At 34.3% G+C, this 25,440-nt stretch carries 25 protein-coding genes; 8 read left to right on the top strand and 17 right to left on the bottom strand.

What is annotated here, in order from left to right:
- Positions 1-66: 66 nt before the first annotated feature.
- The 3 genes from FC88_RS06510 to FC88_RS06500 all read right to left on the bottom strand — a co-directional run bounded on the left by FC88_RS06510 (position 67) and on the right by FC88_RS06500 (position 2,402).
- Positions 67-489: a DUF1149 family protein gene (locus tag FC88_RS06510; RefSeq protein WP_057813977.1), complete on the bottom strand. Its 423-nt coding sequence runs from the start codon at positions 487-489 to the stop codon at positions 67-69.
- Positions 490-499: 10 nt separating this feature from the next.
- The gene (trmL, locus tag FC88_RS06505; protein WP_057813974.1) at positions 500-1,009 is read right to left on the bottom strand and encodes a tRNA (uridine(34)/cytosine(34)/5-carboxymethylaminomethyluridine(34)-2'-O)-methyltransferase TrmL; all 510 of its coding nucleotides are present in this window, start codon (positions 1,007-1,009) and stop codon (positions 500-502) included.
- Between the two features lie 184 nt (positions 1,010-1,193).
- A complete protein-coding gene (locus FC88_RS06500; RefSeq protein WP_057813972.1) occupies positions 1,194-2,402 on the bottom strand; it encodes an AI-2E family transporter in 1,209 nt (402 codons plus the stop codon).
- Positions 2,403-2,477: 75 nt separating this feature from the next.
- Here FC88_RS06500 and FC88_RS06495 point away from each other — a divergent pair, with 75 nt between their 5' ends.
- The 3 genes from FC88_RS06495 to FC88_RS06485 all read left to right on the top strand — a co-directional run bounded on the left by FC88_RS06495 (position 2,478) and on the right by FC88_RS06485 (position 5,083).
- Positions 2,478-3,494 (top strand): lactonase family protein, encoded by a 1,017-nt coding sequence (locus FC88_RS06495; protein WP_057813970.1) that lies wholly within the window; start codon positions 2,478-2,480, stop codon positions 3,492-3,494.
- A 33-nt stretch (positions 3,495-3,527) separates the two neighbouring features.
- Positions 3,528-4,364 (top strand): undecaprenyl-diphosphate phosphatase, encoded by an 837-nt coding sequence (locus FC88_RS06490; RefSeq protein ID WP_057813968.1) that lies wholly within the window; start codon positions 3,528-3,530, stop codon positions 4,362-4,364.
- Between the two features lie 80 nt (positions 4,365-4,444).
- Positions 4,445-5,083 (top strand): copper homeostasis protein CutC, encoded by a 639-nt coding sequence (locus tag FC88_RS06485; protein ID WP_057814144.1) that lies wholly within the window; start codon positions 4,445-4,447, stop codon positions 5,081-5,083.
- Positions 5,084-5,125: 42 nt separating this feature from the next.
- On the opposite strand, the gene mgtE is transcribed toward FC88_RS06485, so the two are convergent.
- Genes mgtE through yjbM form a run of 4 tightly spaced genes read right to left on the bottom strand, consistent with a single transcriptional unit; the run spans position 5,126 to position 8,864 of the window.
- On the bottom strand, positions 5,126-6,499 hold the full coding sequence (mgtE, locus tag FC88_RS06480; RefSeq protein ID WP_057813966.1) for a magnesium transporter: 1,374 nt from the start codon (positions 6,497-6,499) through the stop codon (positions 5,126-5,128).
- Entirely contained in the window at positions 6,492-7,412 is a 921-nt protein-coding gene (locus tag FC88_RS06475) for an RluA family pseudouridine synthase (protein ID WP_057813964.1), read from the bottom strand. Before FC88_RS06475 ends, mgtE begins: the two co-directional genes overlap by 8 nt.
- Entirely contained in the window at positions 7,399-8,211 is an 813-nt protein-coding gene (locus FC88_RS06470; RefSeq protein ID WP_057813961.1) for an NAD kinase, read from the bottom strand. Before FC88_RS06470 ends, FC88_RS06475 begins: the two co-directional genes overlap by 14 nt.
- Complete coding sequence (gene yjbM, locus FC88_RS06465; protein WP_057813959.1) at positions 8,211-8,864, bottom strand: GTP diphosphokinase; 654 nt, start codon at positions 8,862-8,864, stop codon at positions 8,211-8,213. The genes FC88_RS06470 and yjbM overlap by 1 nt, the downstream gene beginning before the upstream one ends.
- 131 nt (positions 8,865-8,995) lie before the next feature.
- Between yjbM and FC88_RS06460 the strand changes: the two genes are divergently transcribed.
- Positions 8,996-9,658: a DsbA family protein gene (locus FC88_RS06460; RefSeq protein ID WP_338078568.1), complete on the top strand. Its 663-nt coding sequence runs from the start codon at positions 8,996-8,998 to the stop codon at positions 9,656-9,658.
- Positions 9,659-9,864: 206 nt separating this feature from the next.
- Complete coding sequence (locus FC88_RS06455) at positions 9,865-11,793, top strand: hypothetical protein (RefSeq protein ID WP_057813955.1); 1,929 nt, start codon at positions 9,865-9,867, stop codon at positions 11,791-11,793.
- A gap of 5 nt (positions 11,794-11,798) precedes the next feature.
- Here FC88_RS06455 and FC88_RS06450 read toward each other — a convergent pair whose 3' ends face one another.
- From FC88_RS06450 to FC88_RS06425, 6 genes are all read right to left on the bottom strand, one after another.
- The gene (locus tag FC88_RS06450; protein WP_057813953.1) at positions 11,799-12,671 is read right to left on the bottom strand and encodes a competence protein CoiA; all 873 of its coding nucleotides are present in this window, start codon (positions 12,669-12,671) and stop codon (positions 11,799-11,801) included.
- Positions 12,672-12,727: 56 nt separating this feature from the next.
- On the bottom strand, positions 12,728-13,396 hold the full coding sequence (locus FC88_RS06445; protein WP_057813951.1) for an adaptor protein MecA: 669 nt from the start codon (positions 13,394-13,396) through the stop codon (positions 12,728-12,730).
- A gap of 131 nt (positions 13,397-13,527) precedes the next feature.
- Positions 13,528-15,072: a BspA family leucine-rich repeat surface protein gene (locus FC88_RS06440; RefSeq protein ID WP_057813949.1), complete on the bottom strand. Its 1,545-nt coding sequence runs from the start codon at positions 15,070-15,072 to the stop codon at positions 13,528-13,530.
- The gene (locus FC88_RS06435) at positions 15,050-16,162 is read right to left on the bottom strand and encodes a BspA family leucine-rich repeat surface protein (protein WP_057813947.1); all 1,113 of its coding nucleotides are present in this window, start codon (positions 16,160-16,162) and stop codon (positions 15,050-15,052) included. The genes FC88_RS06440 and FC88_RS06435 overlap by 23 nt, the downstream gene beginning before the upstream one ends.
- 188 nt (positions 16,163-16,350) lie before the next feature.
- A complete protein-coding gene (gene spxA, locus FC88_RS06430) occupies positions 16,351-16,749 on the bottom strand; it encodes a transcriptional regulator SpxA (RefSeq protein ID WP_057813944.1) in 399 nt (132 codons plus the stop codon).
- A gap of 257 nt (positions 16,750-17,006) precedes the next feature.
- Complete coding sequence (locus FC88_RS06425) at positions 17,007-17,732, bottom strand: MBL fold metallo-hydrolase (protein ID WP_057813942.1); 726 nt, start codon at positions 17,730-17,732, stop codon at positions 17,007-17,009.
- Between the two features lie 45 nt (positions 17,733-17,777).
- On the opposite strand from FC88_RS06425, the gene FC88_RS06420 reads away from it, so the two are divergent.
- On the top strand, positions 17,778-18,242 hold the full coding sequence (locus tag FC88_RS06420) for a hypothetical protein (RefSeq protein WP_149029817.1): 465 nt from the start codon (positions 17,778-17,780) through the stop codon (positions 18,240-18,242).
- Here FC88_RS06420 and FC88_RS06415 read toward each other — a convergent pair.
- Positions 18,220-20,226 carry a hypothetical protein gene (locus FC88_RS06415; RefSeq protein ID WP_057813938.1) on the bottom strand — a complete coding sequence of 669 codons (2,007 nt, stop codon included), beginning with the start codon at positions 20,224-20,226 and terminating at the stop codon, positions 18,220-18,222. The two genes, FC88_RS06420 and FC88_RS06415, sit on opposite strands and share 23 nt — an antisense overlap.
- Positions 20,207-20,977, bottom strand: a complete 771-nt coding sequence (locus FC88_RS06410) for an ABC transporter ATP-binding protein (protein ID WP_057813936.1) — start codon at positions 20,975-20,977, stop codon at positions 20,207-20,209. The genes FC88_RS06415 and FC88_RS06410 overlap by 20 nt, the downstream gene beginning before the upstream one ends.
- Positions 20,978-21,055: 78 nt before the next feature.
- On the opposite strand from FC88_RS06410, the gene FC88_RS06405 reads away from it, so the two are divergent.
- Complete coding sequence (locus tag FC88_RS06405; RefSeq protein ID WP_057813934.1) at positions 21,056-21,730, top strand: response regulator transcription factor; 675 nt, start codon at positions 21,056-21,058, stop codon at positions 21,728-21,730.
- A gap of 12 nt (positions 21,731-21,742) precedes the next feature.
- A complete protein-coding gene (locus FC88_RS06400; RefSeq protein WP_057813932.1) occupies positions 21,743-22,735 on the top strand; it encodes a sensor histidine kinase in 993 nt (330 codons plus the stop codon).
- A gap of 56 nt (positions 22,736-22,791) precedes the next feature.
- Here FC88_RS06400 and relB read toward each other — a convergent pair whose 3' ends face one another.
- Positions 22,792-23,019 (bottom strand): type II toxin-antitoxin system RelB family antitoxin, encoded by a 228-nt coding sequence (gene relB, locus FC88_RS06395; protein ID WP_057813930.1) that lies wholly within the window; start codon positions 23,017-23,019, stop codon positions 22,792-22,794.
- Between the two features lie 265 nt (positions 23,020-23,284).
- Positions 23,285-25,333 (bottom strand): heavy metal translocating P-type ATPase, encoded by a 2,049-nt coding sequence (locus FC88_RS06390; protein ID WP_057813928.1) that lies wholly within the window; start codon positions 25,331-25,333, stop codon positions 23,285-23,287.
- Between the last annotated feature and the right edge of the window lie 107 nt (positions 25,334-25,440).

Below are 25,440 nucleotides of genomic sequence, written 5' to 3'. Positions count from 1 at the left end.
TTAAAAGTAATCATCTAAAATTATACCTTTTTTGAACACTAAAAAAAACAGCCCTTGAAGGACTGTTTATTTATCTTCTTCATTATTGGGCTTGATTTCTGCATCTTTAGTAAAGTTTAAAGAAATACCATGATTCAACGTTACACTCGTAACTTGATAAGTTAAGGTCTCAATGTACTCGACCGCAGAACGAGAAATTTGTTGGACTTGTTTGCCATCTAAATCTTCAGCTTCTCCATGAAAACCTACCGGTTGAACTACTTGACCAACTAAGCCTGAAACCTTGAACGGAGCTTCTTTCATGTGAATTTCAAATGGGATAACAACCTGAAAAATCTTACCTTCATCTTCGTTCATTGGTTGTCCATTTTCATCTTTAAATTCAGGATGCTCAATACTAATGTTCAAAGTGCTTTTTTCATCAGCACTGGGTGATTCAACATCATAATGAAATGATTGAACGCTAACTGCACCTTTATTAATTTTCATAGTTTTTCTCCTAATCTAATTTATCGTGTTCATAATGATGACTTAATTCCAAACCAGCAAAATGTTGTTGGCGTACAGCTTCATAAATAACTAAGGCAGCACTGTTAGATAAGTTTAAAGCTCGAATATTGTCGCTCATAGGAATTCGTAAACACTTTTCAGGATTGCGACGCATGAAATCTTCTGGCAAACCAGTAGTCTCTTTACCAAATAAGAAATAATGGTCAACCGAAGTATCTGAGAAATCCTGATCACTATATACCTTATCAGAGAATTTTGTAATCAAATACAAATACTTATCATCAGGAATTGACTCCAAGAAAGCATCCAAATCATCATGATAAGTGATATCGACTTTTTCCCAGTAATCCAAACCAGCACGTTTCATATGAGCATCATCAGTATTGAAACCTAATGGTCTGATCAAATGCAATTTAGTATTAGTTCCCGCGCAAGTTCTAGCAATATTACCAGTATTAGCTGGCATCAATGGTTCATAAAGTGCAATATGGTTCGTCATTATTTAATCTCCTTTTACATAAACAAAAAGCGCATGACCTCGGTGAAAACCACAGCAAGGACATGCGCTAGTATAGCCTCTTGTTTACTTGCTTTTGTCAAAATCACTCCTGAGAAAAACAAATAACCCCAAAACTCATAAAACATTATATACGTTTTATCCGGTCTAGACAATAGTTTTTGAATTATTCGTGATTTTTCTTCGAAATTTCTGTAGCTTTTGTGACTGTTATATTATCACTCGGTTCAACATCTTCATCATCGTACCAAGAAGAGTTGCGTTTAAACCAATTAAAAATGCGCGTGCAAATAATTTTTAAAATAGCAAAAATTGGAATACCGGCAATCATTCCTACTAAGCCATACAATCCAGCCGAAACTAGCAAGACTAAGATTGTCGTTACAGGGTGCATTTGCATCTTATTACCAACGATGATCGGTGAAATAACACGTGTTTCAATCGTCTGTTCAACCGCAAAAACGATCAACACCTTGATAACCATCGACGGAGCAATAAAGGCCGCAATTACTAGTGAAGGAATCAAGGCCAAAGCCGAACCAACATAAGGAATCAAATTTAAAATTCCCGCAACGATTCCTAAAATCAAAGCGTATCGTTGTCCAATAATCAAATAGCCAACAAAGAACATAATCGCTACCCAAAAAGCTACTGTCAACTGTCCAGTAATGTAAGAACTCAACGATTGACTGATTTCTGAAAGCATATCGCTAACCGATTTCTTCAAACGATTAGGAACGAATTTAACAACTGATATCTTGAATTTCTTGTCGTCTTTTAACATAAAGAACAATATAAAAGGTGCCGTTAACAAAATCATAACAACATTCGTCAAGACACTTACTGCTGAACTTAAATTATTCATTGTCTGTGGCAAAATTTGGCTCATAGATTTTTCAAAACTTTTCGTGATGCTGGCATTAGTCGTAGCTAGTCGCTCTTTAACAATATGTAATTTTGGATCAGAAAACATATTTTGCAAGCTCTTATTCAAAGAATCCCAATATTGCGGCCAATTCTTAACTAATGAATCAACTTGGCTTTGTACGAAAGGAATCAAAGACATGACGCCCCAAATCAATAATGCCAAAATAATAATAAAAACAAAGGCAATTGAAATAATTCGATTAATATGAAACTTTTCTTCCAAAACATTGATCAGCGGATTGATTAGATAATACAATACCAAGGCCAAAATAACTGGTGGCATTATAATTCCTAAAATCTGTCCAATTGGTCGAAAAACAAAACTGACTTTTGAAAATAAAAAAATAATCAAAAATACTAAAAAAATATTAATCAAAATCACCGTCAATTGGTTGTTTAAGAACCATTTATAAAACCAACTTTTATTTTTTTCCGGTGTTTCTCGCATAGATTGCTCCCCAAAAATTTTATACAAAGATTATACTGTATATTATAATACTATACATTATTTGGAGGAATTGTAATGATTGAAAAGCTTCTATTAAGCGGTTACACAAAAAAGACAGGTAAAGGTGTCTATTCTGCCGACTTCGATTCAGAAACCGGCGAATTGACTACGCCTAAGGTATTGGTTGAATTAAATGGACCAACATACATTGATGTTACTAACGATATGAAACTAATTGCTTTAGCTAAAAAAGACGACCGTGGCGGTATCGTCGTTTATGATATCAACAATGAACCTAAACTTTTAGACGAGGATTTCTCAGAAGAAACTTCCCCATCTTACGTTAAATTTGACCCAAGTCGTAATCTGATTTTTAGTGCTTATTTCCACTTGAGCAAGGTAAAAATCGATCACCTAACTGATGACGGTAAAATTGAACACTATTCAGAAGTTAAATTTGAAGGTCATGGCCCTCGTGCTGAACAAGATCAATCTAAGCCTCACTTTAGTGCCCTAACTCCAGATGGTAAATTAATTATTTGTGATTACGGTGCTGATCGTATTTATATTTACAATATTGACAATCCTAAAGAACCAAAATTGATGAACAACTACATTGCACCTGCTGGATATGCTCCTAGACATTTAGTCTTCCATCCAACAAAACCAATCGTTTACGTTGCTTGTGAATTAGCTTCAAAAGTTTTGGTTATGGAATATGGTGCAGAAACTGCTGGTTTGACATTAGTTGATGAAGTTGAAGCTGCTAAGGATGAACAAAAGAATACAACCGCTGCTATCCGTATTTCTAAAGATGGCAAATTCTTGTACGTTTCGACTCGTGGTGCTGACACAATTGCTACTTTCAGTGTTGACAAAAATGGTGACCGTCTCAAGAAACTCAACACAATTTCAACTAATGGTAAGGGACCTCGTGATTTTGAGCTAGATCCTTCAGAAAAATATTTGCTAGCTGCTAACCAAGATAGTGATGATTTAACAATTTTTAAACGCAATCCTAACAAAGGAAATCTAACCCCATTAGAAAATAAAATTTCCATTCCTGAGTGTGTTTGTGTACACTTTATCTAGTTCCAAATTTAATTCAGGAGAATATTATTAATTATGTTCATTGAAATTATTAAAACCATCATTTTGGGTATTATTGAAGGTTTTACCGAATTTCTGCCTATCAGTTCAACTGGACATTTGTACTTAGCTGATGAGTTCATCAAGTTAAATGAATCAACAGCTTTTATCAATATGTTCATGGTTGTTATTCAATTCGGGGCAATCTTAGCGGTAATCCTCATTTACTTCCACAAGCTGAATCCTTTCTCACCTAAAAAAAATCATCGTGAGAAAAATCAAACTTGGAGTATCTGGTTTAAAGTTTTGGTTGCTATCATACCTTCAGTAGTTATTGGACTTCCTTTAAACGACTGGATGGATGCCCATTTAACTAGTTGGCAAGTTATCTCTGCCACATTGTTAATTTACGGTATTTTATTCATTGTCGTCGAAAATTGGTTGAAGAATAAACGTCCTCAAGTCGAAGACTTAGATCAACTTTCATACAAAACTGCCTTTACAATAGGTCTTTTCCAAGTTCTATCATTAGTCCCTGGTACTTCACGTTCTGGAGCAACTATCTTAGGAGGTATGACAGTTGGTACTTCCCGATTTGTCGCAACTGAATTCTCATTTTTCTTAGCTATTCCAACTATGTTTGGTGCTAGTCTTTTGAAGATTGGTAAGTATTTCTGGAATGGCCACACTTTTACTGGTGACCAAACTATTATCCTACTTGTTGGTACATTAGTTTCATTTATCGTTGCCTATGCTTCTATCAAGTTTTTGCTTGATTACATCAAACGTAACGATTTCAAAGCTTTTGGTTGGTATCGTATCGTCTTGGCAATTATTGTCATCGCATACTTTGGAATCAAATCCTTTGCATAAAATTAGGACGTCTTCGGACGTTCTTTTTTTGTATAAAATTGTTAGAATAAAGATACTGATAAAAAGAGGGGTTGAAAATTATTTATAAAGAAGTTGCTGTAGAAAATTTCACTAAGGTTCCTGCTGCTGTTTTAAAAGGTGCTAATCGAATCGAATTAAACGATAATTTGAATGTTGGAGGGACTACTCCTAGCTTTGGTGTTTTACAAGAAGCTACTAAATATCTTCAAGAAAAGTCCGTCCCCGTTGTTGAAATGATTCGGCCTCGTGGTGGAGATTTTGTTTACAATGATCTTGAAATCAAGATGATGGAAGCTGACTTATTCCAAGCTCAAAAATTGGGTATTGATGGAGTAGCATTTGGAGCTTTGACAAAAGATGGAGACTTAGATGAAGATGCTATGGAACAATTAATTGCTGCTTCTAGTGGCATGCAAATCGTCTTCCACATGGCTTTTGATGCTTTAGCTGAAGACAACAAAAAAGATGCTATCGATTGGCTAGTAGATCACGATGTTGATCGAATTTTAACTCATGGTGGACCATTATCTACCCCAATCGATCAGACCTTAGACAATATCAAAAAATACATCGACTACGCTGACGGAAGAATCACTATTCTACCTGGTGGTGGCATTAATTTTGAAAATTGCGATACGATTGCTAAAAAATTAGGTGTTAAAGAATTACATGGCACAAAGATTATCGATGGAATTTAAAAAAAGCTGTACTGACTAAATTCATAGTCAATACAGCTTTTTTCACACTTTGATAAAGTATTGCATAAATACTCCCGCAATACTGAAATAAATTAAGACACTAGTTAAATCACTTAAAGTTGAAATAAATGGGCCACTAGCAACTGCTGGATCAAATCCAAAGCTAGACATTAACATAGGAATAAAACTACCAGCCAAGTTAGCTACCGTAATAGCAGCACACATCGCCATACCGATAACCATCCCTAAGACAAAGTTGTGTTTCCAAATTCCTACTAATAAAAGAACTGCAACACCTGTTACTAATCCAGTTACAAAACCAGTGATTAATTCTTTGACCAACAATTTTAAAAACTCATGACGGTTTATTTCCTCAACTGCTAGACGCCTAACTGCCACAGCCAAACTTTGGGTACCTGCATTACCGGCCGTACCAGTGATTGTTGAAATGAATACCGCCAAGATACTAGCTTCAGCTAACAAATTTTCATAATGATTGATCAACGTAGCTGTAATCATACTCAAAAGTAACAATGTGATCAACCAAGGCAAACGTTTTGAAGCAGCTTTGAATGGACCATCGTTATTAGTTTCGTCCATACTAACACCGGCCAAACCAGAGTAGTCTTGTTGGGCTTCGTCATCAATAACCTCGATAACATCATCAACTGTAACGATACCAACTAATTTATTCGAATGGTCAACAACGGGAACGGCTAAAAACTCATAATCTCTAAAGACTTGAGCAACTTCAGCCTGTTCAGCGTCAACATTGACCGTAATAATATCACTATTCATTTTTTCACTTAAAGTATCATTATCTTCAAGCAAAATTAAATCACGCAACGACATAACGCCAACTAAATCATCGTGATGATCCAAAATATAAATATAATAAATCGTTTCAGCAGTTTTAGCGAACTTCTTCAAGGCTCTGATCGCCTCTGCTGCTGTTTCTTCCTCATGAAACTCAACGTAGTCGGTCGTCATGATACCACCGGCAGTTTCAGTGTCATAGTGCAACAAACCACGCAAATTATTAGCGTCGTTACGTGGCATCTGACCTAGAAACCGATCAACATCGACCTTATCCAAATGTTCTAAAACATCGGCAGCATTATCATCATACATATCGTTCAACATTTTAGAAGCATAGTTAAGATCCATTTCCTTCAATAGCTCAGGAATTTTAGGATCGTCATCTTCAATAGTATCGAACATATCCCCCATTTCGTCCGGTTCCAAAATTGAATAAAGCGTCATTCGTTCAGGTTTATTCAACGTGAGGTAAAAAGTGCTCTGGTCATAAAAATGCATATCTAAATAAGTTTTTCGAAATCGTTTTTTATCACCTTCATCAAGATAACCCTTCAATTGTGAAAACTTATCTTGGAGTCTTTTTTCGTTTTCATCCATTCTTCTCACCCCTTAACACACCCTTTAACATTACCATATCTTTTGGCAATGGCGCGGTTAATTTTAATAACTTTTTAGTAACGGGATGAACTATATTTAAGCGATAACAATGTAAAGCTTGCCGACCCATTCGAGAATCATCTTTTTTGCTATACATATCGTCTCCAATTATTGGGTGTCCAATCGCTGTCAAATGAACACGGATTTGATGTGTTCGACCCGTCAACAACTTCAGTTTTAACAAACTAGCATCGTCAAACTTCTCAACCGTTTCATACAAAGTTTTTGACGGCTTACCAAGATTATGATCGATATTTCGCATATAAAAGGCCTTGGGATCAATTCCAATCGGCAAATCAATCAAACCTTTTTCTGGTGATACCTGACCGTAAACCATTGCCAAATAAAATTTCTGAAAGTCCTCGGTATGTAAGATTCGATCCAATAACGAATGTGCATAAGAAGTTTTAGCAAATACCATCAATCCCGAGGTATTTCTATCTAATCGGGTGACTAAATGAATTGAACTGTTTTCTTTTTTATCGATCAAATACGACTTGACCACATTTGCCATCGTCTTACTATCTTTGGCTTTGGCAGGTAAACTGGCGATCCCTGGTGGTTTGTTGATAACCAATAAATAATTATCTTCAAATACGACATCTACTTTACCAGACATTGGCTCAATCAAATCTGAGGGTTCTTCTGAATTAAGAACTATCAAAATTTGATCACCCTTTTTTAACGGATAATTGAAATGACGCTTTTTATGATTCACAAAAATTTGTCCACCTTTATTTTTTAGGTTATGTAATTGACTAGAGGAAAATTTGTGTTGAACTAAAAATTTGCGGACTATTTTTTTGTCATCGTCACCAATCGTAAATTTTAAAAAGCGATTATTTGGGTTCATCTTGTCCTAAGAAAGCTGTCTCTACTCTAGTCCAAAAGTGTCGATGTCGATATTGAGCAAATTGGGCTCGTTGATAATTTAGCTTAATCGTAATTCGACGAACGTTTTTTAATTTCGTAGTGATTCCATCACAACTGATCACATAATCGTCAGCAGTTTGTGGATAAAGATCAACTCTTTGATTATGAGGAATGATAATTGGTGAAGAAATCGTCCGATAAACTCGATTATTGATCGAAGCAATTTCAATCATTTGAAAAACACTGATTTTAGGGTGAATCAAAGCCCCACCAATGGATTTAGAATAAGCGGTTGAACCTGTAGGCGTTGCAAAACACAAACCATCTCCACGAAAGTTCTCAAAGAATTCTCTATCCAAATCAACTCGTGTTTTCATCGTTAAAGAAGATAAACGTCTGACTACTATTTCATTGATAGCAATACCGTGGAACAATGAGCCTTCTTTATTTTCGACCATGACGTCCAAAAGTGGATAGCTAGTTGATGGAATATTATCTTGACATTTGATGATCAAATCAGCTAATTCGTCAATTTCTGTATCAGTCCAATCTGAATAAAAACCCAAATGACCTGTATGCAAAGCTAAAAATTTCACTTTATCCAAATGTGCAGCATAAGCGTGAAATGTACTCAATAACGTACCATCACCACCAACGCTAATGACTAATTGTGGATCTCGTCGATCCAAAGTTAAACCAGCATCTAATAATTTGCTGCGTAGTTTGTTAGCTGCTGCAACTGACTGCTCTTTACTATTATTATTAATCCATAATTTCATTATTTTTTGTGCTCCGTAGGGTTATTTAAATCACGTTTTCGATCAGTAAAATACTGTTGTGCATCTTGAATTTCTTCTCTAATTTTGGACATTTCTTCATCCAACATAAATGAGGCTTCTGCAGCTCGTTTGAGTCGCTCATTGATTTCTTCTGGAAAATCACCTTGATATTTGTAATTCAAAGAATGTTCAATCGTAGACCAAAAATTCATCGCCAAAGTTCTGATCTGAATTTCCGCCAAAATATTCTTTTGACCAGAAGCGGTTTGAATCGGATATTCAATCACGACATGATATGAACGATAACCGCTAGGCTTACTATTAGCAATATAATCACGTTCCTCAATCACGCGCATATCTTCACGAATATGAAGTAATTTAGCCACATCATAAATATCCTCCACAAATTGACACTGAATCCTAATTCCAGCAATATCCTGCATGTCTTGTTCCAAAAGATCTTCCTTGATAAAACGGCGACGCATTTTTTCTTTAATGCTATCAACCGTCTTGACTCGACCTGTCACGAACTCAATTGGCGAATGTTCATTTTTTTCTAAAAACTCTTTACGAAGATTTCTAAATTTGATTTTTAATTCGTCGACTGCCTGTGAATAAGGTATCAAAAATTCATTCCATTTAATTTCTGACATAATAACCTCGCTTTACTTACTTTAATATATCGTACATTTAAGAAAGATTCACTCAATTATGAATATTAGTGCTTGAGTTTATAATTTTACCTTTTGAAAAATTGTTGGTAGAATGACTATGCAATAGAGAGATGGAGGGAATCACAATGTGGGAAGTATTCTTATATATTAATCCCTTATGTTCGTATTGTTTGAAGGTGGAACAAGCAATTATTGATTTCACAAGAAAGCATGACATAGACACACAATATCATTTCGTAACGAACTATAATATGGCAACAATTAATGATTATATGAAATTACAAGGCTGCAAGATTACTGACATTGAGGAACGTAACACAGCGTCACAACAAATTGTTGAAGCAGCGAAACTTTACAAAGCCGCTTCTTGTCAAGGTAACAAAAAAGCTCGTAACTTTTTAATGAATCTTCAAGAACAAGTAAATATTTTGAACAATCCCTTTGATGATAACACTATCAAACGCGCAATTAACAATAGCGGGCTTGACTATAAATCAATCATGGCCGATAAAGACAGTACTTGTGTCGCTCAAGGTTTGAAACGTGATCAACAGTTATCGATGGAAATGAATGTCAAAAAGGCTCCGACTGCAATCGTTTTTGATTGTGAAGATGAAGAAAAACCTGGTGTTATGATCGATGACTTTGGAGACTCAACTTCTCAAGAAAGCATCAGTAAGAATATCAATGCTATGTTGGAACGAGAACTTCCTCATACTCAAGATTTTGCTCGCAATGATACTGTCATTAGTCTGGATAAATTCAGACGATAGGCAAACAATATGACAAGGATTAACCCTACACTAATAAAGTGCAGGGCTTTTTTATTTCTAAATTTATACCAAATTATTGATTTATATATATTTTTAAGCAAATTAATAAACAAAGAATTTGACAAATTGACTATTTCACTTTCTAAAAAATAAATTGTCCGCTATACTTGGAATTGGTTTAGACCATAATTTGAGGAGGACATTTTATGAAAACAATCTCATTGTTATTGAAATTCATTTTGCCATTAATTTTAGCATTATGCCTCTTTTTTATTACACATCCAGAATCCATTTTAGCGGATGACGCAATTGCCAGCGTTCAATACCACACTCCTACACCTGACCCAACTGGTGGCTTTGGCTTCTGGGCTACCGGTGGTTTTGACAGGCAACCTAAAACTAGCTATTACACCACGGTAGGAGCTCCGATTGAAATAACTACTCATACCGTTCGTTCTACTTTGAGTTTTGGCTTAAATCCATTTGAAACAGTGTATCACAATTGGTTTATCTCCAATGACGGTGGTAAATTCAGCCAAATACCCAATGAAACAAAGAATTCTTTAGTTTATACCCCTCAACAAACAGGAACTTATTACATTCAACTTTATACTTATTACGCTGGAATTTTTACTAAAGATAAATTTTATTCCGATGTCATTACAGTTCACGTTTTAAAAAAATCAATTGATGCCGTTTTTTTAAATATCACTATCGATAAAAATTATCTATATAACGTTAAAGATTCTTCCAATAACGCAATAGTTCCTAAAGATGCTTACGCTACAGCAAGCCCAGATCCAGACGACGCTACCGGTGATATTAGTTGGAGTTCAGACAATCCTAGTCTTGCCACTATTGATGAGAATGGACATATTGTAGCTAATTCTGACAATAAATCAGGAATAGTTAAAATTACTGGTTCAATCAAAAATAGCGATGGAAGCATCGTAACTAGTAAACCTCAAAATATCAAAATTGGTGGTGGTTTAGAAAATCAAACAGTTCATGCTAATCAACCGGCCACTTTTCATTTGCAGACCGATGAGGATGACAAGCGAGATGATACGAAAGCAAAAATAACTTGGTATAAGCGTTCTACGAATGGCCAAGTAAAACAACTAGAAACTCAAGCTGATCCAACAACTTACGTGACCTCACCAACTACCAAAGCCGAAAATGGTGATGAATTCTATGCTCAGATCACTGTCAAAAGAAATACCGTCAGAACTAATAGTGCTGTTTTAAACGTTTTGCCACCTACTGATCCCAACATCAACATCAAAAGTTCCATCGAGGACACAACCTTTCATCCAGCAGAAAATACTGACTCAGTCATAAACAAAGTCAGTTCAAACGATAAACTAGTAATTAATTCTAAAGTTTACAATTCTGGTTACAAAAATTTTCCTAATTCATCGCTCTCAATTCCGCTTTTTCCATTAGATGACAATCGAAATTTCAATATTGATGGCATAACGGTAAATAAACAACCATTAACTACTGACGATTATCAAATAGTAAATAATAACTTTAATAATCAAAAAGAACTTATAATTGATTTAAAAGATCTAAAAGTTAGTGATACCCAAAATGTCAAAATCGATTTGACGACACCCACAATCAACACCGAACAAACTATAGACTCTACGCCTTATTTTTCTGGATCCACTGATGACGGCAATGATTTTCAAAGTGAAGGCAACAAACTTCAAATTAATTTAACACCCAATCAAATCACACTCAATCCACACAGTATCCAATTCGATCCTATCACTCAATTTCAAAAAGGTACCACCAAATACCGCACAGCAGCTACAAATGCTCCTTATGCAGTAGTTTCCGTTGACGGAAGTCAAAGAAAAACTGGCAATAAATATCTCTTTGTAAAACAAGCTTATCCACTAGAAGATAAAAAAGGAGATATCCTCGGTGCTAATTTATTTTATAAAATAAATAATTCCATCCAATCCATTAAAAATAAAGTTTTGGTCGAAGAAGCCGATGGTGACATACCTTTAACTTCGGTTATTTGGAATAAAAAAGATGGTCTTTTATTAAAAGTAAATAGTAATCAGATTGAACCCGGACAATATTCAACTAAATTGAATTGGACCGTACAAAATTCCATTTAAGCTTCCTAATCAGGAGGCTTTTTCTTTGTTTTAAATTCCAATAATGGCTGTCGCAACAATTTCTTCCCTTGTCCACAGGCCATTTGCCAAGCTGGATAAAAGTAAATTGGTGCAATGGGAACAAAATAACGATTATTTAAATAATCCTCAACCGTTATTTGATGATTTTGGAAAAAATCCATTTTCACTTGTTGAGAATTTCTATCATTTTTTTGTCGTAGACGGTGGATAAAATGTTGATTCATTAACACTGGGTTCAAACGATAATTTTGTGGTGCAAAATTTAAAATATCCGCCAATTCTGCTTCTTGAAAAATTTGTCGTTGAAAAAAGATTCGATTAAATGGACCAATAAACTTAATATGATGAAAAATTGTAAAAGCTTTTCTCTTAGAATCTAACATGATGATGTAATAACCCAATTTGGCGCTATAACTAATAAATTTAAGGTGTTTTTTATGAATTTGGTCATCTAAATAATTACCACCTAATATCCAAATACTTTTAATTCCAAATTGTTGATAACCCAAAACACGCTCTTCTAGTGAATCAATTTTTAAGAGTGCACATTGATATTCAATAGCAATTTTTTGATCAGTTAAAAAAATATCTGGACGCTGTTGAATTGCTGGCAAAAAATATTCTTCTTTAACATCGGAAAAATTTCTCAACAAATCCAATATTATTTCTTTACCAACCAAATGAATATCTCGTTCATTAATATCATTATTAACTTTATTCAAATGACGAAAATATTTACGAGTTTTAGTAGTAATTAATTTAACTGGTTTTGCACAACGACAACATACGTAATGTTCCTTTTCTTCAGCATTTTGCGCATAAATTAAAATTCCTGATTTGTTCAAAGCAGCATACATTTTAATCACCTCGAACAAAATTACGCAAAAAAAAATCAACCCTAAGGTTGATCTACTTAATTACCAAAATAATATCTTGTCAATTCAAGCGCAGTCTTGGACATGATCTCTTGACCATATTCAGATAAAACAGCCGCCGTAACTTTAGTCTTGAAACTATATTCACTAAGTAATGCCAAAACATCGCTATAAGTCATTTCGTGCATTTCATCAGTAAAGAGAATCAATTGTAAGTAGTACTTGTCGTTGTACTCAAACAAATTAGAAATTCCGCTCTCTAAGTGTAACAAATTAGCCAATTGGACATAATCTTCAAAGTCTTTGAATTCAACAATAACTGTCTTAGTAGGTGTATCCGGATCATTCAAATATGGTGCTGTATCACTGTCATATTCTTCTGTTCCAACCTTATCCAAATTATTGTTTGTACTTGCGCCGACTGAATTTTGTAGCCCACTTAATGGCAATGAACCTGAACCTTCAGAATCATCGCTCTTACTAATCAACAATTCCAAACCTTCTTTGTTTGGCATTATTTGGAAAGTAACGGGCTCATTATTCGTGAAGACATGATTCTTATCAACTTCATCCAAAATACTATAAAAGAACGTTTCAATTTGTTTCTTGTTACCCAACAAGTCTAAAACTGTTACGCCTCGTTCTTGCAAATCCTCTGTACTAAGAATGACTCTGATTGTGTTCTCATTAAGTCGATCCATTTCCATCATAGTCACCTCAATTCTGTATCTACATTTTAACAGTCTGAAAAACTATTTCAACTATCGTATATCGATATTTAAAGTCATTCGAATAATATACTAAATGTCGTAGATAAGGTCAAAGAAAATGTATTTTTTTAGAGACTATCGGTCAATTCCCAGTTCAACGTTGTGGAATAATTTCCATTGACTACATTCTTGTCATCTAGTCTCAACATTATGCCACGCTTTTTATCCCAAATTAAATTTTTAGTCTCATTTCCTATAGTTCCCGTATAAATTGGTACACTGTTTTCTAGTGAAGTATCATTTCCTTTATCATCACGAAAAATCAATGTTCCCGGCAAAGTATTATTGCCATCTTCAGTCTGTAAAGGATGAGCCATCGAAACTAATAACTTGTAATTAACATCAGTGGTTGGATAAGAATACTTTGTTATCGTAACTGGATCATTATTTTTACGCTGATAAACCCCTTCAAAACCACCAATAGTTCCGAAATCAATATCGGGAACACTTAGCGACATTCGACGATATTCTTGTTGTTGCCAAACAAAAGTTTTTATTGGTTGTCCCTGAACTGAATAATCATTTAATATTTCTTTGGAGTCATACAAATCTCCTAATGGCTTATGTTCTGTACCTCCATTATCAGCGCTAACCTCTTGCCATTTAGGACTTATTGCTGTGTAACCAGGATGGTCAGCATCAATAATTACTGATCCTTGCTCGTGTTCAGTAAAAGTATTGTTCCCTTTAATAACAGTGTTGGGACCCAAAGTTATACTCCAAAGTTGACTAGTTCCATTAAGAAAGAAATCCATACTGCTAGCTTTTCTAGTATTCCAATTAGACAAATCTAGCTTTACGACTTTACTATTGTTAAACGTATTACCAAAGTTAGTTACAGAGCTCATATCCCAATTTTTAACAAAATCAAGATTCTGCATATCACTATTCATAAACAACATATTCACAGCTGTCACTTTAGATGTATCCCAATCGGCGATATTCAATTCACTTAAATCAAAATTACCCGTTTCACTAAACATTGACCCCATATTTTTTACTTGAGAGGTATTAAAGTTACCAATAATTTTAATAGGATTATCATTTACGGAAAACATCGAATTCATGTTAGTTACCTTTGAAGTATCAAAACTGCTCAAATCTAAAGTTTTAAAACCAACTTTATTGGAAAACATATAAGACATATTAGTAACATTGCTAGTATTAAAATTCTGCAATCCTTTTAATCCGTCTTCATCCAAAGCAAAATCATAAGCAAACATATAACTCATGTTTGTAACCTTAGAAGTATCCCAATTAGATAAATCTAACGTCTTCAATTTAGAACACCCCCAAAATAAACTAGCCATATTAGTTACATTTGATGTATTCCAATTACTGATACCCGGAATAGAGTCCATTTGTGTATAATAAAATGTCGAATTCATATTAGTAACATTACTCGTATCCCAATCAGACAAGCCGTCAATTTGAGTAATAACCCGACAATTCTTGAACATAGATCCAATATCAGTAATATTGTCCTTTTTCCATTTGGATATATCTAAACGTACTAGAGAACGGCAATTATTGAACATATTAGCAGTTGTCGTTACATTAGAAGTATCCCAATTAACCAATTCGTCTCCATTAATTAACCAATTCGTCTCCATTAATTAACCCAGAGGCATTGAAAACACCATTCAATGAAGTAACTTTACTAATATCCATATTTTTTAATCCTGATATATCTGCATTACAATTAAAAAACATGTTGTCCATTTTTATTAAAGATTCAGTATTAAAATTAGAAACATCTAATTGAGTCAATTTACTAGTACCACTGAACATGCTTGACATGTCTGTTACCTTAGACGTATCGAAGTTTGAAACGTCTAGTTGAGTAACTGCTTCAGCACTTTTAAACATCTCATTCATTGATGTAATTTGAGAGGTATCAAAATTTGAGACATTTAAACTAGTTACTTTAGCATCATTTAAGAACATACTTGCCATTGATGTAACTTGAGAAGTATCAAAATTTTCCAAACCTTTAATTGTTTGAAGCGAATTAGCTACGTCAGTCTTTTGCGGCATTGAAAACATCTTTACTAAACTTACTACATTAGATGTATCAAAACTAGAAACATCAATCGCAGTTAATTTATATGCATTACTAAACATATTACTCATATCAATTGCTTTATTCGTATGCCAATTATTTAACCCAATTATTTCAGTAAGATTCGATGTATCTGGCATAGAAGATTTTTTTACCTGAAAAGAAAACATAGAGTTAAAATTTTTTACATTGCTTACATCCAAATTACTAACATCAATCGTTTGAGCATTCACTAAATTAGCAAACAAATTATTTGAATCAGTTTCACCAACTACACCTGGTTCAACATAAACACTTTTAATCAGATCAACTGAATTTATCCAATTACCTTGTCCAGTTGCTAAAGTCCCAGCGTGTATCGTCAACTGACCATTATCGTCAATATCCCAATCACATGTTCCAAAAGTACCATTAGTAGCTTGAGTCGCTGCTAAAAAGCCCGTGCTTACGGATTGCCCATTTTTTAATAACCTAGAATTATCATTTAACAGCACCTGGATACCACTATCATTTGTTTCTGCTCTAACAATATTCGCATCAGTGAAACAAATTTTTAAAAAAATAATGATATTTACTAAAAATAAAAATACGAAATTAAATTTCTTTTTCCCCGTCCAATTCCTATCAGCATTCGTCGTCATAATTATTCTCCTAATTAAATAATTATATATGATTAAACAGGGATTTATAAATTAAATCATATAAGAAATTTTTACCAAATGTGCTATTTTTTGTAACCGTTCCCATAACTCTCTCTAAGCGGCACAGCCGCAAAGAGAGAGTAAAAAAAGACCACCCTCCAAAAATGGAAAGTGATCTGGTAATTTTTTTATAAGCCAGCCATAAGTTGAGCCTTTTGAAGTTCCATAGTTCTGACACTTCTAGGCAAGAATCTTCTGATTTCATCTTCATTGAAACCAACTTGAAGACGTTTGTCATCCATGATGATAGAGCGCTTCAAGAGACCTGGGTTTGTTTGAACTAGATCCAACAATTGATCAATTGTTAAATCATCCAAATTTACCTTAAGGTTTTGGAATGCCTTTGAACGAGTAGAAATAATTTCTTCTGTCCCGTTTTCAGTCATTTGAAGTACTTGTTTGATTTCTTGCTTATTTAAAGGTTCTGAGTAAATGTTTCTTTCTTTGTAAGGAATATCATGTTGTTCGAGCCAAGCCTTGGCTTTACGACATGAGGTGCAACTTGGAGATGTATAAATGGTAACCATATATAATCTCTCCTTTCCTGTGTAGTATCAAACTCTTTAAACACATTAATATTGTAACTTAAACGTATAATAAAATCTATGGTTTTCACGAAAAAATTACGAATATTTGTTCTTAAATTATTTGTTTGTGAAAACATGTACCCGACAAATAGCCATCTATATAATCCTTTCACAAATTATATAGATATTAGTTTATTTATTCCATTAGTTTTAATTAATGTCATTTTCATTGAAAGTCTAAAACCTATTGCAAAGCCTTATACTTCAATTTCCAATCCCTGGAATGCATGAATAACTGGAACATTTTCTGCATATTTTTGTGATTGACTTAACATAGTGTCAGCATCAACCGTTTGTGGTAAGTGACTGATCATTAAACGTTTAACATTACTTTCTTTAGCTAACGTTCCGGCTTCCTTTGTATTAAGATGGGCTTTACGACCTGTAACGTCTTCTGGAAAGTTAGTATCCGCAATCAATAAATCAGCATCTTTAGCAAAATCAACCAAGCCATCAAAGTAAGTTGTATCAGCTGTATAAACGATCACTTTGCCATTCTTATCAGTAATACGCATTGCATATGCTGGAACTGGATGAACGGTTTTCATAAACTCAAATTTCAAATTATCGATTTGAGTTGGTTCATAATCGTTATAGGCAATTCCTTTAGTAGCATTATCGAATGAAAGTTGCGCAAAGTTGACAAAATCTTGAGTATGACCATAAATAGGTAGTAGATTCTCTTTTTTAGCTGCAAGCCATTCGTACTGCAATACACCAACATCTGCGGTATGATCGTGGTGATAATGTGATAAGATAACACCATCTAGATCAGTTGGTTTCATATAACTTGCTAGTGAGTTCAAAACGCCACTACCGCAATCGATCAAGTAGCTCTTATCGCTATCCCTTAGTAAGTAACCGGATGTTCCGATTCCCTTATAAGGATAACCACCATAAAAACCTAAAACTGTAACTAACATAGAAAACCTCCAAAAAATTTTATAATTGAAAGGATTTCAATAACTATGAACATAACATTAAAGCTAGGCACATATCTCTTTTTGAAGAGTCAGATGTCACCATCCGATACTTTATTAAAACCCTTATTTCATGCCAATGCAGACCATCTTTTGATAAAAAATTTATCAACATTTGCACAATATCGTGGTATCAGTGGAGTCTATGACCATTTGAATAATCTATATTCCTTGACTTATTTAAAATTAAATCCTGATCAAGCCAAATTATTCGAAGATAAATTGTTTAGCATCCACTCATACTCTTTTAATTCTACATCAACCGCCGTCTTGCAAAAAAGGGAAAGTCCAAGAGAATACTTAATTATTAAAACTTTTGAAACGACTTCCCAAATCAAAGTTTGGCAAACACTACTACAAAAAGAAATTCAAAATCAAATTCAAGGTTCAAACGAAGAAGATTTCGGATTCTTTTCTAAAGCTTATGTGGTCACAGACGAAACTTCTGCTTAATACTACGCCAAGAAACTTGATAACTGATAATCCCAAACAATCCATACAAAACGATATAGCCGGCAAAAATCAAAATAATATTTTTAGAAATGTGTCGCCCACTATCAAACATCGCTATGGCTGTATATGACTGTATCAAGGCAAAAACAATTGGGATCAAAAATGTCCACGTATTTTCTCGTAAGATAATTCGTTTGATTTCTTTTTCTTCAATACCAATTTTTTGTAAAGTCCGTAATTGTCGGGATTGATAATCATCTCGCAATAAAATTCTCAAAGTCAAAACACTACCTAAAGCTATCAATAAGGCTACGCTGAATAAAGCTACGATATATAAGTAAAAACCGCCGCCTTGCTTAAAACGTTTTTTGACATTACCCTCACGCAAATATCCGACCTGTGTATATACAGAGGCATCATATTGTTTGGGGGCTTTTTTGATAACTTCAACTGTCGAATCTTTTAACGATGATTTAAAATTCACCTTCATGTAATAGGCATCTCGATAATGTTTCAAACGTTCAATCTGAGATTTTTGTAAACGATCACCCTTCTTAAAGTCCCAACCATAAAAGGCATCGTTGACTTCGGCTGGCATTTTTTGATAATACTTGTCTGGCACGATCATCATTGGACCAAAATGCATTGATCCACCGTATGGAAAGGCATGGCCACTCTTAGCTTTAGCAATCATCGGCGCACCTTTTACCTCAATATTGTAGTTTGACTCTGATTCTTGATCACGATACATAAGCCCAGTTGGTGTATCTATTTTCAGAAATTCGTTAGCTTTGATCTTACTGTTGCCTTTATGCATTCGTTTAGGTAAAGATTTGTAGGCTGAATAAGACATAAAGGTCATCGGTTGCTTAGTGTAAGTTGAACTATTTTTATTATAGTAAGAAGTTAAATTTATCTTAACGTCAGTCTTATAGCTACCCTTTACTTTGGCATCGGTCTGTTTGAGCTCTTTTTTGATAAACTGGACCGTATCTTTATTGGCTGCTAGTTCAAAGGGATAAGAACTATTATAGCTTTCATGAACAGCTTGATATCCAAAATAACAAAACGTCAACAAGGCTAAAGCCAAAGCCGATAATTCGGTCACGAACCATAAAATAGAAATATTTTGGAATAGGCGTTCTTTTAAGTATTTGAATGAAAATAAATTCAGACCTGAGTAAGAAATCGCATGAATTTTCTGTAACAAATTTAAAATAGTTGGTAAAAAGCCATAATAAACTAAATAAGTTCCAAAAATATCAGCTAACAAAATAAAAAGAATTTCATTGATCGGTCGGGATGAATAGCTGATCATCCTTATGTCAGTAAATAAAGCCCAGGTAAAAACTTGAGCACTGAACAAGAGAATAATTCCAAAAATTCCGGCTGGTATACGTAACCACCAACGAGTTTTGACATTGACTTTACGCCGCTTCTTTTTCAAAATTCGAACTGTTTTGAATGCATTGACTAAACTCAAAATGACTGTAGAAAAGAAAAAAGTCTTAAATAATGTGAGTAATGTATAACCATCAAAACTAGTAGTGAAATTGATCCGAATCCTCATTAAGTAAAGCAACAGCATTCCCATGAATTTTTGAAAAATCACCATCAATAGGAGACCACTACCCCAGGCAATGATCTGAACGATAGCTGTTTGAAAAAAACTGATCGTTACTATAACCCAACTGGGCATCCCTAATTTTTCAAAGGTCAAGAACTCATTTTTTTGTCTTTGGATGAAAAAACCACCAACATAAATCATGTAAATAAAGGCAAAGAAGGCAAATAATCCACTCATGATGCTGGAAAGTTCATAAATAAAATTGTCCCACCACCCCATAGCTTCGTGGAGTGATGGATTGCCTCCCATTGATAGCAATATACCAAAAACACCAATGGCAAAACTGCAGGCTAAGATATAGATCAAATAGCTATCACGCATATTCGAGAGACTACGTTTAATAATTTTGCGATACATTGAAATAATTTCCTCCGCCAATTGTTCGTTGCATATTGATTATTTGTTCGAAAAATTTATCTCGATTTCCTGGATTGATTATCTCTGAAAAAACCACGCCATCTTTAATAAATACGACTCGAGTACAATAGCTTGCTGTGAAGGCATCGTGAGTTGCCATTAAAATCGTCGTTTTCTCTTTTTGATTGATCAACTGCATGTAATTCAACAAAATAGTCGCTGACTTAGAATCCAAACTACCAGTTGGTTCATCAGCAAACAGAATTTCTGGTTTATTGATCAAAGCTCTAGCTGCTGCCACCATTTGTCGTTGACCAAGGGACAATTCATCAACTTCACGTTGAGCCAATTTTTCAATATTTAGTAAATTCATCATATATTGAAATCTCTCTTCAATCACTTTTTTATTGGCTCGACTCAAAGCCAACGGCAAAATGACATTTTCTTTAACATTCAAAGAATCCAGTAATTCGAAACTCTGATAAATGAATCCCATCTTATTACGCCGATACTTTGCTAGATCACGATCATGCAACTGCGTTAAATCAAGGCCATCAATAATAATTTGTCCGTGATCAGGACGCTCATTGGTTGAAATCATATTTAACAAAGTCGTTTTGCCCGCTCCAGAGGGTCCCATTATTCCTAATAACTCTCCATGTTCAACTTCCAAGGTGATATCCTTAATAGCATGAACAGCATTTTTCTTTTTTCCAAAATCTTTTGAAATATTCTTTACAGCAATTTGCACAGTAAACTCTCCAAAATTAATTATTTATTGTTATCATACTATATAGTGTCTTTATTCTAGCACGGAGGATTTTTTTAAATGGTTAAAATTATGATTATTGAGGATGATTTCTCTATTGCCAAGTTGATCAGCGAGAATCTGGCAAAGTGGCAAATGGACTCCTATATTACTAAAGATTTCGACAATATTATCGAACAATTCAAAGATTATCAGCCCGATTTAGTGCTATTAGATATTAACTTACCTGTCTATGACGGTTATTATTGGAACCAAGAAATAAGAAAAATTTCTAAATTACCAATTATTATTATTTCTTCACGTAATTCCAACATGGACCAGATCATGGCAATGAATATGGGAGCTGATGATTTCGTCGAAAAGCCTTTTTCAGTCGATATCCTAGTTGCCAAAATCAATGCTTTATTACGTCGGACTTATGATTTCTCAAAAAATTCTAGCGATACGATTGAACATAACGGTTTAAAGCTCAATTTATCGAGTGGAACAGTTGAAATTGGCGATGAAAAAATTGATCTTTCAAAAAACGAGTACAAGTTATTACAACGTTTACTAAAAGATCAAGGAAAAATCGTTACTCGTGAACAATTGCTTAATTTCATGTGGGATGATGAAAGATTCGTTGACGATAATACCTTAACTGTCAATATCAATCGTCTACGTGGAAAAATCGAAAAATTCGGTTTAAAAAATTATATCGTTACTAAAGTCGGACAAGGATACATTATTCCTTAGTGAGGTTAGCAGATGACATTCTTTAAATATTTGCGCGATCATATTTATTCAATCTTGATTGTCTTAGTGGGGATGACCTTCGTTGAATTAGTCTTGTTTCTAGACCCCAGAGTTAACTTCCACATGGGTACTCTCGTTTATACTTGGGTCTTAGCCGTTATTTTTTTGGTCGTTAATTTATCTCTTTCTTATTTACATAAAAAAAATTGGTATGATCAACTTTCAAATTATCAAGATGACCTTTCAAAAGAATTATTTGGCGCTAGAAATAATGAACAACAATTCATCCAAGACAAAATCAACAATATTTCTCTCCAGTATCGAAATGAATTGACTGAGTTATATCGGAACCAAAAAGATCAACGAGAATATACCGAATCTTGGGTTCACGATATTAAAGTTCCTTTGGCAGCTTTAAAATTGTCACAAGATAATAATTTAGATCAAGATTTGATTGCTGAAGAATTAGAACAAATCGACTATTTGGTTGATCAAGCCTTGTATTTTGCCCGTCTAAATAATTTCTCCAATGATTATTTGATTCAAGAACAGGACTTAAATGATATCGTCAAATCTTGCATTAGAACCAACAAACGTCTCTTTATAAGTAAACGAATTGCTATCCATTTCGATATTACTGATAAAAAGGTCTTAACTGATGAAAAGTGGTTGAGTTTCATTATTAATCAAATTCTTTCCAACAGTTTAAAATATACTGAATCCGGTGGCAAAATCGAAATTTTCACAACTACTCATAATAATAATATTGAATTACATCTCACAGACAATGGTATTGGTATCAAAGACCAAGATATCAGTCGTGTTTTCAATAAAGGGTTTACTGGTACTAATGGTCGTCAAAACGGTAGTAAGTCGACCGGTATGGGGCTTTATTTAGTCAAAAAAATGATTGATAAACTCGGTCACACGATTCAAATCAAATCACAAGAAAATCAAGGTACCGAAACTATCATTACCTTCTTGGATTTGCCATATTACAAATAAATGCGTGTAAGCTATTAAACTTACACGCATTTATTCTTTATCATTATTTCTTGGACTTAACAATAGCTGCTCATCTCTTTTTCTAGAGCATCTAAGGAAACATCTTGAGGATTGTCCTTGAATTCTCGTTCAGCTTTCTCATAGAGTTCCCTGTCGATTTCGTCTTCAATTTTTTCGACTGCAGCAGAACGAAGAAAGGCTGAAACGCTCATATTTTTAGATTTAGCGTAATTCTTGATCATTCGTTCGTCACGTCCGTCTATGTATACTGAAATAGTTGCCATTTTCGTCACCACCCCTATGTCGACTTTAGTGTATATTGTTCGAACAAATTTTTCAATAGTTATGCTATTCACAACTTAATATTATATAAAAAATATTCTATTATTTGATTACATACTATATTAAAAAAATGCTTTAAAAATATACAAAATTGCTGTGGCATTGATGTATAACAGTTTTATATTCCAGACCAATTTCACAACAAAGAACCAACTCAAATCAATGAGTTGGTTCTTTTGTATTAATTATAAAAATTTAAACGTTCATTTACATTTTTAAAGTCAAAGCATTCAAAGCAACAACAACGGTTGAAAGTGACATTACTACGGCACCGACAGCTGGACTCAGAACAAAACCAATTCCTGCTAAAATACCAGCAGCTAATGGAATCGCGATGATATTGTAACCAGCACCCCACCAGAGGTTTTCGACGGTTTTCTTGTAAGTATTATGTGACAACTTCAAGAATTTGATAATATCACTAGGATCGCTATTATACAAAACAACGTCCGCTGAATCAATTGCAACATCAGTTCCGGCTCCAATAGCAACACCGATTGTAGCTGAAGCCAAACTAGGTGCATCATTGATACCATCACCGACCATCATAACGTGGTGACCAGCGAGTTCTAGTTGTTTAATAACTTGGTGCTTGTCTTCTGGTAATAATTCAGCCTTGAATTCATCAATTCCCATTTGTTTTGCCATAATAGCTGCGGCTTCTTTATTATCACCGGTTAGCATGATAGGAGTAATATTTCTTGCCTTTAGTTCTTTGATAAATTCAATGGTATTTTTCTTGATTCGATCACCTAGAGCTACGAATCCGAGTACTTTTTTATCAGCTACTAAGTAACTGATCGTATTTCCTTTATCTAAATAAGTTTGTACTAATTTCTTATCAAGTGAAATTCCTTTTTCATTCAAATATTTCATATTAACTAAGTAATATTGACGATTGTCAAAACTAGCACTCATCCCGTAACCCTTTAGTGCTTGGATATTATCGATTGCTGCCGGTTGAATTGTTTGTTCTTTAGCATAACTGACAATACTACTTGCGATTGGATGACTAGAACCGCCTTCGATACCGGCAATAATAGATAACAAGTTCTTATTGTCGATTGACTTATCCAAACTTTGCAAACCGTTAACGGTAAATTTACCTTCTGTTAGCGTTCCAGTTTTATCCATTGCTATATAGTCGATTTTACGACTATTTTCCATTGCTTGATTGTCACGGATAATTAAACCATTTGTGGCAGCAATTGAGGTACTACGTGACATAACTAAAGGAATTGCTAAACCTAAGGCGTGCGGGCATGCAATAACTAAAACGGCCACTAATCTGTTCAAAGCTGTATTCATATCGCCAAAAATCAACCAATAAACAAAGGCAATGATTCCGACTGTCAAGGCTGCATAGAACAACCAACTTGATACTTTATCAGCTAACATTTGCGTCTTAGAGCGATTATTTTGGGCATCAGATACTAGTTTACTGATCTGTGACAAGTAGCCCTCACCAGCAGATTTATCAACTTTTACACGAATCGTACCTTCACCGTTGATAGATCCTCCAACTACTTTACTACCGATCTCTTTTTTGATAGCTTTTGATTCACCAGTAATCAAAGACTCATTGATATAACTTGAACCACTAATAATGTGTCCATCCAGTGGTACTGATTCACCAGCACGAACTTCAATGATATCGTCAGCTTTAACCATTGAAATATCGTGATCCATAGTTTGATCATTATGAACCATATGTACCTCGCTTGGCACTAGTGATGCAATCTTTTGCAATGCATTACCGGCACTCATGGTCGATTTCATTTCAATCCAGTGCCCCAAAAGCATGATAACGATCAATGAAGCTAATTCCCAGAAAAAATCCATGATATGCGTTGTAGAATGCAATAAATTATTCTCGACAAAAGCATATATACTGTAAATGTAGGCAACACTGATACCTATGGTGATCAAAGTCATCATTGCTGGCTGTTTGGACATCAATTCTCCCTTAGCACCACTAATAAATGGTTTACCGCCATAGAAGAAAAGAATTGTCGCTAGTACTAAAACTATCCAATCAGAACCAGGAAATTGAACTTGAAATGGCAGATTCAAACCCATAAATGGTGAAAGGATAAATACTGGTATTGCTAAAACAAGTGAGATCCAAAATTTCTGTCTCAAGTCCCCCATATCCATCATATGACCGCCGTGCATCATCATATGACTTCCCGACATATCCATAGTTGAATGGTTCATGTCCATATCCTTCATATCGTGCATTTCTTCGTTATTCATTCAAATCACTCTCCAAACAATCACACTCAACAACTTCTGGAGCGGATTTCTTTTTTTGGCGAATTTTATAATCAAGTTAGCCACCTTAAGAAAAAATAAATAAAAAA

The sequence above is a fragment of the Companilactobacillus futsaii JCM 17355 genome, from assembly GCF_001435505.1.
In the GTDB taxonomy this organism is placed as follows: domain Bacteria; phylum Bacillota; class Bacilli; order Lactobacillales; family Lactobacillaceae; genus Companilactobacillus; species Companilactobacillus futsaii.
Note: the sequence above shows the minus strand (reverse complement) of the source record. Positions and strands in the feature narration are given on the sequence as shown.

Bases quoted from the DNA above. Each gene is read 5' to 3' on its own strand.
- FC88_RS06510 (WP_057813977.1), bottom strand. From the start codon at position 489: ATGAAAATTAATAAAGGTGCAGTTAGCGTTCAATCATTTCATTATGAT.
- trmL (WP_057813974.1), bottom strand. From the start codon at position 1,009: ATGACGAACCATATTGCACTTTATGAACCATTGATGCCAGCTAATACT.
- FC88_RS06500 (WP_057813972.1), bottom strand. From the start codon at position 2,402: ATGCGAGAAACACCGGAAAAAAATAAAAGTTGGTTTTATAAATGGTTC.
- FC88_RS06495 (WP_057813970.1), top strand. From the start codon at position 2,478: ATGATTGAAAAGCTTCTATTAAGCGGTTACACAAAAAAGACAGGTAAA.
- FC88_RS06490 (WP_057813968.1), top strand. From the start codon at position 3,528: ATGTTCATTGAAATTATTAAAACCATCATTTTGGGTATTATTGAAGGT.
- mgtE (WP_057813966.1), bottom strand. From the start codon at position 6,499: ATGGATGAAAACGAAAAAAGACTCCAAGATAAGTTTTCACAATTGAAG.
- FC88_RS06475 (WP_057813964.1), bottom strand. From the start codon at position 7,412: ATGAACCCAAATAATCGCTTTTTAAAATTTACGATTGGTGACGATGAC.
- FC88_RS06470 (WP_057813961.1), bottom strand. From the start codon at position 8,211: ATGAAATTATGGATTAATAATAATAGTAAAGAGCAGTCAGTTGCAGCA.
- yjbM (WP_057813959.1), bottom strand. From the start codon at position 8,864: ATGTCAGAAATTAAATGGAATGAATTTTTGATACCTTATTCACAGGCA.
- FC88_RS06460 (WP_338078568.1), top strand. From the start codon at position 8,996: ATGGAGGGAATCACAATGTGGGAAGTATTCTTATATATTAATCCCTTA.
- FC88_RS06455 (WP_057813955.1), top strand. From the start codon at position 9,865: ATGAAAACAATCTCATTGTTATTGAAATTCATTTTGCCATTAATTTTA.
- FC88_RS06450 (WP_057813953.1), bottom strand. From the start codon at position 12,671: ATGTATGCTGCTTTGAACAAATCAGGAATTTTAATTTATGCGCAAAAT.
- FC88_RS06445 (WP_057813951.1), bottom strand. From the start codon at position 13,396: ATGGAAATGGATCGACTTAATGAGAACACAATCAGAGTCATTCTTAGT.
- FC88_RS06440 (WP_057813949.1), bottom strand. From the start codon at position 15,072: ATGGAGACGAATTGGTTAATTAATGGAGACGAATTGGTTAATTGGGAT.
- FC88_RS06435 (WP_057813947.1), bottom strand. From the start codon at position 16,162: ATGACGACGAATGCTGATAGGAATTGGACGGGGAAAAAGAAATTTAAT.
- spxA (WP_057813944.1), bottom strand. From the start codon at position 16,749: ATGGTTACCATTTATACATCTCCAAGTTGCACCTCATGTCGTAAAGCC.
- FC88_RS06425 (WP_057813942.1), bottom strand. From the start codon at position 17,732: ATGTTAGTTACAGTTTTAGGTTTTTATGGTGGTTATCCTTATAAGGGA.
- FC88_RS06420 (WP_149029817.1), top strand. From the start codon at position 17,778: ATGAACATAACATTAAAGCTAGGCACATATCTCTTTTTGAAGAGTCAG.
- FC88_RS06415 (WP_057813938.1), bottom strand. From the start codon at position 20,226: ATGTATCGCAAAATTATTAAACGTAGTCTCTCGAATATGCGTGATAGC.
- FC88_RS06405 (WP_057813934.1), top strand. From the start codon at position 21,056: ATGGTTAAAATTATGATTATTGAGGATGATTTCTCTATTGCCAAGTTG.
- FC88_RS06400 (WP_057813932.1), top strand. From the start codon at position 21,743: ATGACATTCTTTAAATATTTGCGCGATCATATTTATTCAATCTTGATT.
- relB (WP_057813930.1), bottom strand. From the start codon at position 23,019: ATGGCAACTATTTCAGTATACATAGACGGACGTGACGAACGAATGATC.
- FC88_RS06390 (WP_057813928.1), bottom strand. From the start codon at position 25,333: ATGAATAACGAAGAAATGCACGATATGAAGGATATGGACATGAACCAT.